The 14,779-nt window shown below is 74.7% G+C and carries 15 protein-coding genes; 5 read left to right on the forward strand and 10 right to left on the reverse strand.

From position 1 onward, the window contains the following. Nucleotides 1-11 precede the first annotated feature (11 nt). Nucleotides 12-728, reverse strand: coding sequence for an endonuclease V (locus ACIO5E_RS31530; RefSeq protein WP_400674433.1), 717 nt, complete (start codon nucleotides 726-728; stop codon nucleotides 12-14). 203 nt (nucleotides 729-931) lie between these two features. Here ACIO5E_RS31530 and ACIO5E_RS31535 point away from each other — a divergent pair, with 203 nt between their 5' ends. Next, nucleotides 932-1,168: a hypothetical protein gene (locus tag ACIO5E_RS31535; protein ID WP_280680068.1), complete on the forward strand. Its 237-nt coding sequence runs from the start codon at nucleotides 932-934 to the stop codon at nucleotides 1,166-1,168. Between the two features lie 34 nt (nucleotides 1,169-1,202). Here ACIO5E_RS31535 and ACIO5E_RS31540 read toward each other — a convergent pair whose 3' ends face one another. Beyond that, nucleotides 1,203-1,946 carry an RDD family protein gene (locus ACIO5E_RS31540; protein ID WP_400674435.1) on the reverse strand — a complete coding sequence of 248 codons (744 nt, stop codon included), beginning with the start codon at nucleotides 1,944-1,946 and terminating at the stop codon, nucleotides 1,203-1,205. 111 nt (nucleotides 1,947-2,057) lie between these two features. Beyond that, nucleotides 2,058-3,515, reverse strand: a complete 1,458-nt coding sequence (locus tag ACIO5E_RS31545; protein ID WP_400674437.1) for an RDD family protein — start codon at nucleotides 3,513-3,515, stop codon at nucleotides 2,058-2,060. A gap of 380 nt (nucleotides 3,516-3,895) precedes the next feature. On the opposite strand from ACIO5E_RS31545, the gene ACIO5E_RS31550 reads away from it, so the two are divergent. Next, nucleotides 3,896-4,312 carry an SsgA family sporulation/cell division regulator gene (locus ACIO5E_RS31550; RefSeq protein WP_400674439.1) on the forward strand — a complete coding sequence of 139 codons (417 nt, stop codon included), beginning with the start codon at nucleotides 3,896-3,898 and terminating at the stop codon, nucleotides 4,310-4,312. Nucleotides 4,313-4,452: 140 nt separating this feature from the next. Here the strand turns inward: ACIO5E_RS31550 and ACIO5E_RS31555 are convergent, their stop codons facing one another. From ACIO5E_RS31555 to ACIO5E_RS31565, 3 genes are all read right to left on the reverse strand, one after another. Continuing rightward, complete coding sequence (locus tag ACIO5E_RS31555) at nucleotides 4,453-5,853, reverse strand: glycosyltransferase 87 family protein (RefSeq protein ID WP_400674441.1); 1,401 nt, start codon at nucleotides 5,851-5,853, stop codon at nucleotides 4,453-4,455. 227 nt (nucleotides 5,854-6,080) lie between these two features. Next, a complete protein-coding gene (locus ACIO5E_RS31560) occupies nucleotides 6,081-7,538 on the reverse strand; it encodes a sensor histidine kinase (RefSeq protein ID WP_400674444.1) in 1,458 nt (485 codons plus the stop codon). Next, entirely contained in the window at nucleotides 7,535-8,239 is a 705-nt protein-coding gene (locus ACIO5E_RS31565) for a response regulator transcription factor (RefSeq protein ID WP_400674445.1), read from the reverse strand. Before ACIO5E_RS31565 ends, ACIO5E_RS31560 begins: the two co-directional genes overlap by 4 nt. 133 nt (nucleotides 8,240-8,372) lie before the next feature. Here ACIO5E_RS31565 and ACIO5E_RS31570 point away from each other — a divergent pair, with 133 nt between their 5' ends. Continuing rightward, complete coding sequence (locus tag ACIO5E_RS31570; RefSeq protein WP_400674447.1) at nucleotides 8,373-8,930, forward strand: hypothetical protein; 558 nt, start codon at nucleotides 8,373-8,375, stop codon at nucleotides 8,928-8,930. Nucleotides 8,931-8,937: 7 nt separating this feature from the next. Here the strand turns inward: ACIO5E_RS31570 and ACIO5E_RS31575 are convergent, their stop codons facing one another. After that, nucleotides 8,938-9,468, reverse strand: coding sequence for a VOC family protein (locus ACIO5E_RS31575; protein WP_400674449.1), 531 nt, complete (start codon nucleotides 9,466-9,468; stop codon nucleotides 8,938-8,940). A gap of 204 nt (nucleotides 9,469-9,672) precedes the next feature. Here ACIO5E_RS31575 and ACIO5E_RS31580 point away from each other — a divergent pair, with 204 nt between their 5' ends. After that, a complete protein-coding gene (locus ACIO5E_RS31580; RefSeq protein ID WP_400674451.1) occupies nucleotides 9,673-10,233 on the forward strand; it encodes an Lrp/AsnC family transcriptional regulator in 561 nt (186 codons plus the stop codon). A 66-nt stretch (nucleotides 10,234-10,299) separates the two neighbouring features. Here ACIO5E_RS31580 and ACIO5E_RS31585 read toward each other — a convergent pair whose 3' ends face one another. The 3 genes from ACIO5E_RS31585 to ACIO5E_RS31595 form a co-directional block, all read right to left on the reverse strand. After that, entirely contained in the window at nucleotides 10,300-11,106 is an 807-nt protein-coding gene (locus tag ACIO5E_RS31585) for a S16 family serine protease (RefSeq protein WP_400674453.1), read from the reverse strand. Between the two features lie 27 nt (nucleotides 11,107-11,133). Next, the gene (locus tag ACIO5E_RS31590) at nucleotides 11,134-11,784 is read right to left on the reverse strand and encodes an IclR family transcriptional regulator (protein ID WP_280680098.1); all 651 of its coding nucleotides are present in this window, start codon (nucleotides 11,782-11,784) and stop codon (nucleotides 11,134-11,136) included. A gap of 392 nt (nucleotides 11,785-12,176) precedes the next feature. Continuing rightward, entirely contained in the window at nucleotides 12,177-14,000 is a 1,824-nt protein-coding gene (locus ACIO5E_RS31595) for a DEAD/DEAH box helicase (protein ID WP_400674562.1), read from the reverse strand. Nucleotides 14,001-14,308: 308 nt separating this feature from the next. Here ACIO5E_RS31595 and ACIO5E_RS31600 point away from each other — a divergent pair, with 308 nt between their 5' ends. Beyond that, on the forward strand, nucleotides 14,309-14,749 hold the full coding sequence (locus ACIO5E_RS31600; protein ID WP_400674455.1) for an SsgA family sporulation/cell division regulator: 441 nt from the start codon (nucleotides 14,309-14,311) through the stop codon (nucleotides 14,747-14,749). The last annotated feature ends 30 nt before the right edge of the window (nucleotides 14,750-14,779 follow it).

A 14,779-nucleotide genomic window follows, 5' to 3' on the forward strand; every position in this document is an offset into this window, starting at 1 on the left:
CTGACGCATGGTCAGTTCGCAGGCGTCCCCGACCGGAGGGCGTCGGCGAGGGCGCGGCGGCAGAGGGAGTCGGCGTGCCGGGTGGTCTCGGGGAGGCGGTAGTCGCGGGCGAGGTGGAGGGTGGTGCGGACGGCGGTGTCGAGGCCGATGCGGTGGCCGATGGAGACGTAGACGGGTTTGACGCCGGGCCGGGTGCGGAGGGCGCGGCCGACTTCTTCGCCGGTGGCGGGGTCGGTGAGCGGGGTGGTGGAGCCGCGGGGGGCGTCGGGGTCGCGGTGGTCGAAGGTGAAGGGGGTCTTGGCGACGCCGAGGGTGCGCAGGCCGGTGAGGACGCCGAGGTGGCTGGCGAGGCCGAGGCGGCGGGGGTGGGCGAGGCCGTAGCCGTCGCAGACGACGGTGTCGGGGGTGCGGGTGAGGGCGGAGAGGGCGTCGAGGACGGCGGGGAGTTCACGGAAGGCGAGCAGTCCGGGGGTGTACGGGAAGGGGATGCGGCCGACGGCGGTGGCCTGTTCGACGACGGTCAGGGTGTCGCGGTCGAGGAGGACGGCTGCGGCGGCGACGAGGTCGTGTTCGTCGTCGTAGGCGACGTCGACGCCGGCGATGAGGCGGCCGCCGTCCGGGACGACGGCGGCGCCGGGGTCGTCGTGGGTCTGGACGAGGGGGCGCAGGCGTTCCTGTTCGGCGAGTGCCTGGGCTTCGGTGGTGGGCCAGTCGGCGGGGATGGGCACGGGCGGTTCCCTCGGTGTGGCGGGTCGGGCGCGGTCCTGTTCACCGTATCGAGGGGGCGGACGACCCCGGGGTGAGCCTGTGCGCCCCCTGTGCCCCCGGTCCGGCGGGTTAGCCTGGACTTACCGAACTCCCTTGCCGGGTAGGACCTTGGAACCGGCACCATTCCCGCTCGTTTCCCCCGACGTGCGAAGGACTCCCCGCCATGCCGCGTCCGTCCGCTGCCCAGTACTGCCTCGGCTCGTTCACCGTCGTCGCCGCCACGGTGGCACTGCTGGCCGTCTCGGGCGCCTCGGGCGTCCTGGAGGTCGCGGTGCTGGTGGGGTTCGCGCTGGCGCTCGGCACCCTGGTGACGGTGTTGTCGCTCGCCACGTCCGGCAGGTCGGCGGCGGGGGCGGCCTCCCCGGCGCCCGCCGGGCGCGAGTACGCCCGGCAGCGCTGATCCGCCACCGGGCGTCGCGGTCCGCCTGACCGGGTCAGTCGGTGGTGACCACCACGGTCCTCGCGGCCTTGTCGTGGATGCACTGCCGGTAGGGCTTGTCGAAGACGCCGAACAGCCCGTCGATGATCCACCAGAGGGCGGCGCAGCAGAGCACGGCCGGGAGGATGTAGACGGCCGCGCGGGTCCAGGCGGCGGCCTGGGTGGGCTTGTTCCCGTCGATCAGCATGGCGACCCGGATGTGCATCGCCTTCTTGCCGAGGGTCTGGCCGTCCCGGCTGAGCATCAGCGCCTCGTAGAGGAGGTAGATGGCGCAGCCGAGCCAGAAGGCGCCGGCCGAGCCGGAGCGGTCGCCGAGATTGGCGAAAGGGGCCACCACGATCACGCCGACGGCCTGGACGAGGACGTAGTCGATCAGCCGGGCGACGATGCGCCGGGGCCAGCTGCCGATCGGCGGCATGCCGGGAACGGGGCCGGCGCCGGGGGCCCCGTGGCCGGCGGGGCCGTAACCGGGCGGGGGCTGGTCGTAGGGGTTCTGGCCGTAGCCGGGCTGGCCGTACGGGCTCTGACCGCGGCTCGGACCGCCGTAGGTGCCGCCGTACGCACCGGGGCCGCCGGGCGGGGCATCGGACGGGCCGCCGGTGGGCGGCGGGGCGGGCGACGGGTTCGGGTCCGACGGCCGGCCTTCCGGCGTGCCGCCGCCCGGCTGCGGGGACTGCTTGTCGAAGGAGGGCTGGCCGCCCCCCTCCGGCTGGGGGCCCGAGGGGTCGTGGGTGCTCATCCCTCGAGTAGAACATCGCAGATTCTCACACTTTGGTATATTCCGTCCGTTTTGCCGCCCCGGACTCGAAAGGACCTTCGCGCCGTCAGGCGGCCGCCGGGCCCGACGGCCTCAGTCGCGGACCACCCGGGTGCGGGCCGCCCGGTCCTGCCAGCCGCGCCGGGCCGGACGGTCGAACACCGGCCAGACCAGGCCGACGAGCAGCACGAGGCCGAGTTGCCTGACGGCCCATCGGAGCAGGGAGCGGCCGAGGCCCAGCCTGGTCCGGGCGGCAGGAGCGGCGGCGTCCACCACCCGGATCCGGGCCAGCCGCTTGCCGAAGGTCTGGCCGGCGCGGGCGGTCGGCAGCACCTCGCAGAGCAGGCTGACGAAGAGCAGGATGCCCACCAGGACCGCGACCTTGCCGAGCACCACGTCGTCCACCAGCCAGACCTGGACCTGGCGCCGGGTGAGGGCGCTGGCCATCCGGGCCTGGTCGAGCTTCCGCTGGAGGTGCTCGGACGCGGAGTTGCCGAGCGGGATGCCGGCGGCGACGGCGACCACGAGGAGGACGGCGGCGTCCACGGCCCGCGCGGCCAGTCGGCGCCCGAGGCCGGCCGGCACCGCCGGGGCGGGGCGCCGCCGGGCGACGGCCTCCCGGGCCGGGCGCGGCACGGGCAGCGATGCGGCGGGCGCCGGGGCCGACACCGGGGCCGATACGGTGGCGGCCGGGGCGGCAGTGGCCCGTACGGTGGCGGCCGGGGCGGCAGGCTCGACCTCGACCTCGACGGCACGCTCGGCTTCGCGCACGACCACCGGAACGGACCCGGCGACGGACGCCGGGGCCTCCCGTACCGCCACCGCCGTCGGGGCGGCAGCCGTGACCGGAGCAGCGACGGCGGCCGCCTCCACGGCCACCGACGTGACGCTCGATACGCCGGCCGGGACACTGGCCGGGACGGCAATCGGAGCACTCACCTCGTCCGCGCGCCCCTCCTCGGCCTCGGGCGCCCCCGGAAGCACCCCCCACGAGACCCAGCGCGACGCATCACCCGTCTCCATCGGCCCCCGCTGCGCCTGCGGATCGGCCTGCCAGCCGGGCTCCTCCAGTCCGGTAGCCGAAACCTCGACGACCGGCTCACCGAAGACCGGCTCACCGAACGCCGCCGCCTCCACCCCGGACGGCCCGACCGTCCGGAACACCGGCCCGCCGATCACCTCCGCCACCCGCGGCCCGAGGAAGAACTCCGCCCCGCCCGTGGTCTGGTCGAGGTACACGGGCCCGGTGTCCCCGCCGCCGACGGCCCCGCCCCAGGACGGCTCCGCAACGGCCAGTCCCGCAACGACCGGCTCCGGCGCCATCGGCGGCGGCACCGCCCGCGCCGCCGCCGTACCGGGGGCGGGCCGCCGGTCCGCGAACCGGGGCGGCTCCAGCACCTCACCCTCGGCGGGCGCGGGCCGACTGGTGCCCGGCACCCAGGCCGAGCCGCCCCAGTACCGGACGAAGCCGGGGATGGAGGGGTCGGGATAGTAGCCCGGCTCGGGTCCGACGGCCGGGTCGCCGGCGGCGGCGAAGGGGCGGTCCGTCATGGGGGTCTTCTTTCCTGGCGGGTCCTGGCGGGGCCGACGCGGCACACCCGCCCGGCGCGCCCGCGAGCCGCCCGGCACGCGTGGGGCGCCGCCGGTAGGCGGACAGTCGCCGGGCAGTCACAAAGGGTAGTACCTCACCAGGGCGCCGACGGAAAGTTGGCGAATCACCGGACAGCGGGGGGCCGTCCGGGGTAAGGACGGCCGACCGGCCCCGGCGTGCGACGGATGTCCACGCGCCGCGGCCCCGGCCGTTCACCACCCCTCACCGAACTTCCCGGAGAAATCCCGGAAACGTGTGTAAGAGCCGGCGTGGACCGCCCTCTCAAGAGGTCAACGGGCCCGGAACCGGGCAGGAACCGAAGGCAGAGAGGAAGACGATCATGGAGCGCCCCAGCAGCGTGGTCGAGCACGAACTGGAACTCAACCTGGTGCTCTCCCCCGAGCACAGCGTCCCCGTCCCGGCCCGGCTGTCCTACGGCAGCCACGACCCGTACGCGGTGCACATCACCTTCCACCTGGACACCGGCTCGCCGGTGACCTGGGTGTTCGCCCGCGAGCTGCTGGTCGAGGGCACCTTCCGGCCGTGCGGACAGGGCGACGTGCGGATCTGGCCGACCCGCTCGGGCCGGCGCAGCGTGCTCTGCCTGGCGCTGAGCTCCCCGGCCGGGGACGCGCTGCTGGAGGCGCCGCTGCCGGCCGTCGCGGCCTGGCTGGAGCGGGCGCACCGACTGGTCCCGCCGGGCAGCGAGCTGGCCGCGCTGGACATGGACGGCTCGCTCGCGGACCTGCTTGCGTGAGCGCGCGCGAACGCGAGCGCACGTACGCACCCGGGCGGACCGACGAGCACGGGCAGACCCGCGCACGCGGGCGGACCCACGCACGCGGACAGAGCCGCGCACACGAGCGGACCGACGGACAGGAGCGGCGCCCCGCCGGCTCAGCGGGCCGCGGGGGCCTGCTGACGGCCGCGGGCGGCGTCCGGGCCGCCGCCGTCGCGCTGGCCGGGCAGCCGGACCAGCGGTGCGCCGGCGGAGCGTCGCCGTGCCCTTATCCGGATGGCGGCGGCGAGCAGGAAGCAGAGCCCGACCCACGGGTAGATCGAGGTCGACAGCTGGCGCAGCGGTGACATGTGGAGGACGGCCACCCCGACCGGCTTCGTGGCCCACATCGCGAAGGAGAGGAACGCGAGCAGCGTCGCCCAGAAGGCGGCCCGCCAGCGCAGCCGGCGGACGGCGGCCGGGCGGGCGTGCTCGACGGAGGCCTCGGCGGCGAGCAGGACGAGCATCGGCACGCACCAGACCCAGTGGTGGGTCCAGCTGATCGGGGAGATCAGCACGGCGGTGACGGCGGCGCAGCAGACGCCCCAGGCCTCGGCGCGGGGCAGCCAGCGGGCGCTGCGGGCGGCCCAGGCCGCGACGGCGAGGCCGGCCAGCGCGACCAGGCCGGCCGCGAGGGTGGCGACGGTGCCGGGTTCGGCGACGTGCAGCAGGCGAGCGACGGCGCCGCGCAGCGACTGGTTGTCGACGATGTACGTCTTGCCGACCCGCGAGGAGTCGTAGAGGTACTTGGTCCAGAAGCCCCAGGTGGCGTCGGGCAGGGCGACGGCGCCGATCAGGAAGGTGCCGAGGAAGGTGAGGCCGGCCACGACGGCGGCCCGGATCCGGCCGGTGATCAGCAGGTAGACGGCGAACAGGCCGGGGGTGAGCTTGAGGCCGGCGGCGATGCCGATCGCCATGCCCTTGCTGCGGCGGGCGTCCGAACGCGTGAGGTCCCAGAGGATCAGGCAGGCGAGCGCGAGGTTGATCTGGCCGTACCGGAGCGTGGTGAACACCGGTTCGAGCCAGACGCCGAGGCCGGTCACCAGGACGACGCCGATCGGCCGCAGTTCGCGGCGCGGCCAGCCGACCAGCTTGAAGGACAGGTGGGTCAGCAGGGCGAGCAACCCGAGGTTGCCGAGAGTGATCGCCACCCGGAGGAACGGGACCGGGAACCAGGTGGTCGGCACGAACAGCATCGCCGCGAACGGGGGGTAGGTCGCGGGCAGGTTCCACTCGGTGACGCGCAGTGCGTACAGGTCGTCGCCATTGGCGACGGCGGCGCCCTCGGCCCGGTAGACGATCATGTCGACCATCGAGGTGTGGACGAAGTGGCGGACCACTGCGTACACGACCAGGGACAGGAGAGCCACGGCCGAGGCGGCCAGCAGCGGTCGGCGGGGGGCCTCGCGCAGCGCGCGGACGGGGGCGCCGAGCGCGTCCCGCAGCCGGTCCGACAGGGGGGCGGGCGCGGGGTCGGGTGCGGTCCGCACCGGGCTGCGCTCGTCTTGCACCGCTGTCACCAGTCCACTCCGTCCACCGCTCGACCAACCGCCGACGATACCGGATGCGGCCCCGCCCGGCCCGGGCACGATCAGTCACGGAACGTGACGAATGTACCCCGATCGGCCGTACTCCGGTGCGGGCGTAACGCGGACGGCCGGGGCTGTGAGAAGGGGCGCGGGGCCTCGGCCGGTGCGGGCGAGAAGGCGAAGGGGCGGGAAAGCGCCCGGAGCCGACCGGGCGGCCGTCACTTCTGGAACAGCGCGCCCCGGCTGCGCCGCCGCCCGGCCCGCGCGGGGGCGCCGTCCGGGCGGGTCCGCAGCCGGAGCCGGATCTCCGCGCCGCCGAGCACGGCGGAGCGGCCGAGCGACAGATCGCCGCCGGTGGACTCGGCGAGCTTGCGGACGATGTCGAGGCCGAGGCCGGTGGAGCCCTCGCCGCCGTGGCCCTCGCCGCGCTTGAGGGCGGCGGCCGGGTCGCTGAAGCCGGGGCCGGCGTCGCCGACCAGCACGATCACCGAGCTGTCGGTGGCGAGCACGTCCACCGAGAAGGCGGTGCCGACGGCGGTGTGCCGGAAGACGTTGCCGAGCAGCGCGTCGACGGCGGCGGCCAGGTCGGCGCGCTGGATCGGGACGGGCGTCGCCCGGTCGGCGCCGGCCAGCTGCCAGCGGCGCCCCTCGTCCTCGGCGAGCGCGGACCAGAAGCCGACCCGCTCGCGGATCACCTCGGCGACGTCGCAGCCGACCGCGACGGCGGGCGTGTCCTCGGGGGCGCGGCGGGCCGAGCGGATGATCTGGTCGACCTCGCGCTCCAGCTGGGAGACCGCGTGCCGGGTGGCGTCGGCGGCGTCGCCCTCGCCGAGCGAGGCGGCGTTGAGCCGCAGCACGGTCAGCGGGGTGCGCAGCCGGTGCGACAGATCGGCAGCCAGTTCCCTTTCGGCGGCGAGGAGTTGGACCACCCGGTCGGCCATGGTGTTGAACGCGTGGGCGGCCTCGCGCAGTTCCTCGGGGCTGCCGGCGGCCTGCTTGCCGTCCGCCGGGACGCGTACCGCGAGGTTGCCGGCGCCGAGCGAGCGGGCGGCGGCGGCGAGCCGGCGGGCGGAGGCCACGATCCGGCTGCCCATCCGGTCGGCGACCAGCACCGAGATGGCGACCAGGCCGAGCGCGACCGCCGAGAGCACCAGCCACGCGGTGGAGACGCCCCGGGTCAGGTCGCCGTCGGCGACGAACACCTCGACCACGGCGGTCCGCCCGGTGTCCACCGCGACCGGCTGGAGCAGCGCGTACCCGCCCGGCACCTCGACGGTGAAGGAACGGCCCTGCCCGCCGGCGGTGGACACGTCGCCGGCGCCGGCGCGGGCCTCGCCGAGGGTGGGTCCGCCGGGGCCGCCCACCCCCGGCAGTGCGGCCTGGTCCGCCGAGGCGGGCGGTACGGCCTGGGCCGCCGGCAGGTGGACCGCCATCCGGCCCTGCCCGCCGGCGTCGGTGCTGGCCAGGGCGCGGTTGATGGCGTCCTGGTCGGTGGTGATGGCGAGGGCCGGGCCGAGCGCTGCGGCCTGCCGCTCGGCGGCGGTGAACGCGCGGTCCCGCGCGGTCTGCTGGACCATCAGGCCGAGCGGGATGAGGAAGGCCAGCGCGACCATCGTGGTCCCGGCCACCGCGGCCTTGACCAGGGCCCAGCGCAGCGAGCGCCCGAACTTCCTCATGTCCGGTGCTCCGCCAGTCCCCCGGCGGCCTCCAGCCGGACCCCGACACCCCGGACGGTGTGCAGGTAACGGGGGTTGGAGGCGGTCTCGCCGAGCTTGCGGCGCAGCCAGGAGAGGTGGACGTCGATGGTCTGGTCGCCGCCGTAGGTCTGCTGCCAGACCTCGGCCAGGATCTCCTTGCGCGGCACCACCACGCCGGGGCGCCCGGCCAGGAAGGCCAGCAGGTCGAACTCGCGCCGGGTCAGGTCGAGCAGCCGCCCGTCCAGCGCCGCCTCGCGCCGCTGGAGGTCGATGGCGAGCCCGCCGACCCGCAGCACCTGGGCGACGGGGGCGGCGCCGCCGCCGAGCCGGCGCAGCACGGCGGCCATCCGGGCGCTCAGGTGCTCCCCGGAGAAAGGTTTCACCAGATAGTCGTCGGCGCCGTCGTTGAGCAGCCGGACGATCTCGGCCTCGTCGTCCCGCGCGGTCGAGATGATCACCGGAACGTTGGTCAGGCCCCGGATCATCTTGAGCGCCTCGCTGCCGTCCAGGTCCGGCAGGCCCAGGTCCAGGATCACCAGGTCACAGCCGACCTGGGCGACCTCCCGCAGCGCCTCAAGTGCCGTGCCCACACTGCGGACCGCATGACCGGTGTCGGTCAGGTGCCGGATGAGGGCGGAGCGTACGAAGGGGTCGTCCTCGACCACGAGCACTGTTGCCATGGCCCTGCACGGTACGCCATCGGCGGGCAGTGGTCTGTACCTCGGGGTGGCCTCCGGACATGGTGCAACTGCCCTGACTGATAACGGGGCTGTCCGTCTGCACCGACCCGGGATACGGCAGGATGAGCGGACGATGCGGAACGGACTGGTACAGCTCGGCGCCTGGGCGGCGGCCACCGGAGCGGCGGTGGCGCTGTCCTGGCTCGGCGTGCACGCGGTGCTGACCGGCGCCGCGTTCGAGCAGCCCACGGCGCTGCCACTGCCCTCCCCGAGGGCCGACGGCACGCCGCACACCGCGACCACCACCCCGGACCAGGGCCGGCCGGTCACCCAGACCACGGCCCCCTCCCCACCGGCCTCCCCGGCCGCCGCCACCACGACGGCGCGCGGGCCGGCCGCCGCCACCGCCCCCACCGCGGCCACCACCCCGCAGCCCACCCGCCGCCCCACGCCCACCGCCACCGCGACGTCCTCCGTGAAGAGCTACCCGGTGCCGGGCGGCAAGGTCGCCCTGGACATCCGCCCCGACGAGGCCTCGCTGGTCTCCGCCACCCCGGACCCGGGCTGGCAGATGCAGGTGTGGAACGGCGACCAGTGGATGCGGGTGGACTTCACCAAGGGCGAGCAGGCCAATTCGGTCTTCGTCTACTGGAACGGCCACCCGCCCGTGGTCGAGACGGCCATCCGCTGAAACCGCCTCACCAGGCCTCGAACGGCAGGTACCCCGGCAGGTACGGCCCGGCGTAGCCGGACCGGTCGACCAGCGTGTGCCTGGTCCCGCCGGGCACCCCGATCGTCGCGAGCACCACCGTGCCGAAGCGGTCCCGCGCCTCGTACGGCTCGGCCAGCGACAGCGCGCCCCGGTCCACCGCGTAGTCGTAGGCGTAGTAGACGTCCGGCACGCTCACCGCGAGGTCCAGCACCCCGTCCCCGTGCCGGGCCAGGTACCCGGCCAGTTCCCGGCCGCGCGGGCCGATCACCTGGACCAGCGAGGTGAGCACGATCCGGGTCCCGGGCGCGTCGAGCACGTACGAGACCGTCTCCGGCTCCCCGGTCTCCGGCCCGGCGTACGCGCTGCAGCGCAGCCCGAGCGCGGCGGCGTAGCGGCGGGCGGCCCGCTCGGCGTCGCCGACCGCGAAGACCACCGCGTCGGTGCGGCCCGCCGGAAGGGGGTGGGGCTCTCCGGGTCCCGCGGCGAGCAGGACGGGTTCGGCGGCGGTGTCGGTCATGACGGCCCTCCCGGTAGGCGTACGGGACCACGGTGGGTGCGACCACGCGCCGGGGTGGGGCCCGGTGCACGGGGTTGTGGCTGGAGGGTGGCGCCGAGCCGACCGGCGCGCAACTGTTCCGTTTCCTCCTGGTCAAGCTGTGCGCCGGGGCGGGAGAATCAGCGGCGCCGCTGTACAGAATGCCCACCGGAGGACGGAGCCGCGATGCCCACCGCCCACTCCCCGAGCTCCCCCGGCTCGCCCAACTCCCCCGCCCCGCAGGGTGCTTCGGCAGGCCCCGGGCCGGTCGGCGGGAACGACGCGATCGACGCGCTGGACGGCCGGCTGATCCGCCTGCTGGCCGAGGAGCCCCGGATCGGGGTGCTGGAGTGCTCGCGCCGGCTGCAGGTCGCCCGGGGCACCGTGCAGGCCCGGCTGGACCGGCTGCAGGCCAAGGGGGTGATCGGCGGCTTCGGCCCGGAGGTCGACCCGGCGGCGCTCGGCTACCCGGTGACGGCCTTCGCCACCCTGGAGATCTCCCAGGGCCAGGGCGCGGACGTGCGGGCGCACCTGGCGAGCGTGCCGGAGGTGCTGGAGCTGCACACCATCACCGGGGCCGGGGACATGATGGTGCGGATCGTGGCCCGCTCCAACGCCGACCTCCAGCGGGTGATCGACCGGGTGGTGGGCTTCGACGGGATCGTCCGCTCGTCCACCGCGATCGCGCTGGAGAACCCGGTGCCGTACCGCATCCTGCCGCTGGTGGACCAGGCCGCCGCCGAGTAGGCCCGGCCCGGCCTCCCGACGACTTCGCCTTGGTGGCCTTCGGGCTCTGACCGGCGGCCGGTCCGGTCAGCAGCCGGGGACGCTGCCGCCGCTCTTCAGCGCCTCCAGCGCCGAGACCGCCTCGCCGAGCGTGCCGACCGGCACCAGTCGCAGCGTCCCGGGCGTGTTCACCTTGGCGTCCGTGCACTCGTCCTTGGGCAGCAGGAACACCGTCGCGCCGTCCCGGGCGGCCGCCTGCGTCTTGAGCGGGACGCCGCCGACCGCGCCGATGACGCCCTGGTCGTCGATGGTGCCGGTGCCCGCGATCTTGAGCCCGCCGGTGAGGTCGCCGCCCTTGCCGTCACCGGCGAGCTTGTCGATGATGCCCAGCGCCAGCATCTGACCGGCGCTCGGGCCGCCGACGTCGCCCAGGTCGACCTTGACCTTCACCTGGTCCGGAGAGAGGTGGAGGTAGCCGAGCGCGGCGGTGGTGGCGCTGTTCTGCGACTCGACCATCTGCTGGGCGGTCTGCTCCTCGGCCTTGGCCGGGTTGCCCGGCGGGTAGACCGTGTCGGTCGGGCGCACCGCCTCGTCCTGGTCGAACCAGGCCCGCAGCGCGCGCCAGAACCCGGTCTTCTCCCCCGGGTTGGTGGCCGAGATGGTGACCATCCGCAGCTCGCCCTCGGTGGCGCGCAGCGGCGCCCCGCTGATGGTGAGGACCGGCTTGTCCTGGTACGTGCCGAGGGTGTCCGCGGTCAGGCCCGGCCAGGTGAGCGTGTACGGCAGCGGGACGAAGGCGGCCACGCCGAACAGCGCGGCGACCAGCACCCCGCAGAGCGTGAGCGCGCGGGTCCGCGGGGAGGTCAGGGCCTTGGGCAGCTTGGTGTCGGACACAAGGGGAATCCAAACACACCTCGGGGCCTACCTCAGTGCGTCGGCCACCTCGGTCGCCGCCTCCACCACCCGGGGGCCGACCCGCTCGGGCACCAGCCCGTTCAGCATCACCACGCCGACGCTGCCCTCGATGCCGCTCAGCCCGATCAGCGCGGCGGCCGCACCGCTCGCCCCGGACTGCTCCTCCGCACGGGTGATCACGAAGCCCTGCTCCGGCCGGCGCTGGCTGGGGAAGGTGCGGGCCTCCAGGATCGCCCGCCCGGCGGCGCTCTCGCCGAGCGGGTGGCGCAGCCCGGTGCGGTAGGCGACGTGGAAGTCGGTCCAGCTCGGCTCGACCACGGCGACGGCCAGCGCCTCGTTGCCGTCCACCAGGGTCAGGTGGGCGGTGGCGCCGAGGTCCTCGGCCAGGCTGCGCAGGGCCGGCAGCGCGGCCTCGCGCAGCAGCGGGTGCACCCGGTGCGCCAGGCGCAGGACGCCCAGGCCCACCCGGGCGCGGCCGCCGATGTCCCGGCGGACCAGGCCGTGCTGTTCCAGGGTGGCCAGCAGCCGGTAGACGACGGTGCGGTTGACGGCCAGTCGGGCTGCCAGCTCGGTGACGGTGAGCCCGCGCTCGGAGTCGGCGAGGAGTTTGAGGACCCGGACGCCACGGTCCAGGGTCTGGGAGGTCTCGGCAGTCACGACGGGCATCCTTTCCGCGGCGCTCGCGGGGCAGGCGGCGCCGGTCCGGGTTCGGTGTCGCGCGCAGGTGGGTGGCCGCGCTCGGACCGCGCGGTGTCGTCCTTGACACGCGTACGGTCCTGCGGAGCCCGTCCCGTGGGGATTGCCCGGTGGAAGAGCGTGGGGGAAAGGTAGTGAAGGAAGTGTCGTGACGGAAGTGGTTGTCCAAAATTCGGTCGTGATCGACACCGACAGCGCGACGAAACCGGGGCAGACACACCCATTTCGCCGGGCCCGTCAGGGCGTTGGTCCGCCCCCGGTCCGAAGTCCGGACACACCGGGGCGGACGACCCGGGCGGACGGGCCGGGGCGGGCGGACCGACTCGCGGCCGCCCGCCGTACCGTTCCCGCGGCTACTTCGCCCACTCGCGGATCTTGGCGATCCGCGCCTTCAGCTGGTTGGCGGTGGCCTGCGCGGTCAGCGGGCCGCCGCACTGGCGGCGCAGCTCGTTGTGGATGGTGCCGTGCGGCTGGTTGGTGCGGTGGTGCCAGGCGGCCACCAGCGCGTTCAGCTCCTTGCGCAGCTCCCGCAGCTCCTGGTGGGTGACGACCGGCCGCTGCTCGGCCGGCAGTTCCAGCAGGTCGGCCTCCTCGGCGGGCTTGCCCTTGCTGCGCTGGATCTGCCGGTGCTGGCGCTTCTGCAGCAGCATCTGCACCTGGTCCGGCTCCAGCAGGCCGGGGATGCCGAGGTAGTCGTCCTCCTCCTCGCTCCCCGGGTGGGCCTGCATGCCGAACTCCATGGCGTTGTACAGCACCCGGTCGAAGACCGCGTCGGAGCCGATCGCCTCGTAGGAGAACTCCTCGCCGCCCGCGCCGTCCGGCCCGTCGTTGGCCCGCTCGGCCTCGGCGAGCAGCCGGTCCTCCTCGTCGAAGAGGCCCTCGCCCTCCTTCTTCGGCCGGTCCAGCACGTGGTCGCGCTGGAGCTCCATCTCGTTGGCGAAGCCGAGCAGCATCGGGATGGTCGGCAGGAACACCGAGGCGGTCTCGCCGCGCTTGCGGGCGCGCACGAAGCGGCCGACGGCCTGGGCGAAGAACAGCGGGGTGGAGATCGAGGTCGCGTACACCCCGACGCACAGCCGCGGCACGTCGACGCCCTCGGACACCATCCGGACCGCGACCATCCAGCGCGAGTCCCCGGCCGCGTAGTCGGAGATCCGCTTGGAGGCCTCGGTCTCGTCGGAGAGCACCACGGTGGCCTTCTCACCGGTGATCTCGCGCAGCATCTTGGCGTAGGCGCGCGCGGTGTTCTGGTCGGTGGCGATGACCAGCCCGCCGGCGTCCGGGATCGCCTTGCGGACCTCGGACAGCCGCCGGTCGGCGGCCTGCAGCACGGCGGGGATCCACTCGCCCTGCGGGGCCAGCGCGGTGCGCCAGGCCTGGGCGATCAGGTCCTTGGTCATCGGCTCGCCGAGCCGGGCCTCCAGCTCGTCGCCGGACTTGGTGCGCCAGCGCATGTTGCCGCTGTAGCTGAGGAAGATCACCGGGCGGACGACGTGGTCGGCGAGCGCGTGCCCGTAGCCGTAGGTGTAGTCGGCGACGGACTTGCGGATGCCGTCGCCGCCGGCCTCGTACTGGACGAACGGGATCGGGTTGGTGTCGGAACGGAATGGCGTCCCGGTCAGCGCCAGCCGGCGGGTGGCCGGCTCGAAGGCCTCGAAGCAGGCCTCGCCCCAGGACTTGGAGTCGCCGGCGTGGTGGATCTCGTCCATGATCACGAGGGTCTTGCGCGCCTCGGTCCGGTTGCGGTGCAGCATCGGGTTGACCCCGATGCCCGCGTAGGTGACCACGATGCCGTGGTAGTCCCGGGAGAGCGGGCCGGAGGAGTACGCCGGGTCGAGCCTGATGCCTATCCGCGCGGCGGCCTCGGCCCACTGCTTCTTCAGGTGCTCGGTCGGCGCGACGACGGTCACCTGCTGCACCAGGTGGTTGTGCAGCAGGTACGAGGCCAGGGTGAGCGCGAAGGTGGTCTTACCGGCGCCCGGGGTGGCGACCGCGAGGAAGTCGCGCGGCTGGGTCTCGATGTACTTGTCCAGCGCGCCCTGCTGCCAGGCCCGCAGCTTGCCCGCGGTGCCCCAGGGGGCGCGGCCGGGGAAGGCCGGCGAGAGGTGGTGCGAGGCGGCGGGCCCGGAGCCCCGGGCGGGTGCCTGCGGCTCCGGCGCGTCGGAGAACAGGGGCATCGAGGAGGCGGCGGCAGTACTCACGGTCTCCGAGGGGGATCATCGCAGGTCAGAGGCGGTTTTTCAGCCCCGTCCCGCGGTCGGGCGGCGATCGGACAACCCGCCCAGCGTACCGGCCCGGCGCCGCCGGGGCGGCCAGGCGAGGCTCCGTGCCGAGCCCGGGCGGCCGGAAACCGACGTGACGCGGATCACATCCGATCGGCTCTGAAACCGGGTAATCACGGCCGGTCCCAGGACTCTCACCAGGGTGAGGCCGTCCCGACCCTCCCCCTGCCGACCGGCCTCACACCGACCCGAAGGGACTCGCCGTGCACACCCCCACCGAAGAGACCGTCCAGGCCCGCCTGATCCTCTCCACCCACCGCTCCGTCCGGCTGCGGGTCGTCCTGACCTACCGGCCGGAGGACCCGCTCGCCGTCCGGATGGCCTTCCCCGCCGAGTTCTCCCTGGACGGGCCGGCGGACGGCGGCCCGGGCGGGGAGGCCGCCGACGACATCGTCTGGATCTTCGCCCGCCAGCTGCTCTCGGCCGGCCTGGAACTGCCGGCCGGTGTCGGCGACGTCCACATCCGGCCCGCGCTCGGCCGGCGCACCATGGTCGAGCTGCGGGCGCCGGAGGGCACCGCGCTGCTCCAGTTCGACACCACCGACCTGCGGCGCTTCCTGTGGCGCAGCCGGCTGCTCGTCCCCGAGGGCGAGGAGCACCTGTACCTGGACGCCGACCGCGCGCTCGCCGAGCTGCTCGGCTGAGCGGCGGACCGGCGCACGGCGGACGGCGTC

This window comes from Kitasatospora sp. NPDC087314 (assembly GCF_044744365.1).
GTDB lineage: Bacteria > Actinomycetota > Actinomycetes > Streptomycetales > Streptomycetaceae > Kitasatospora.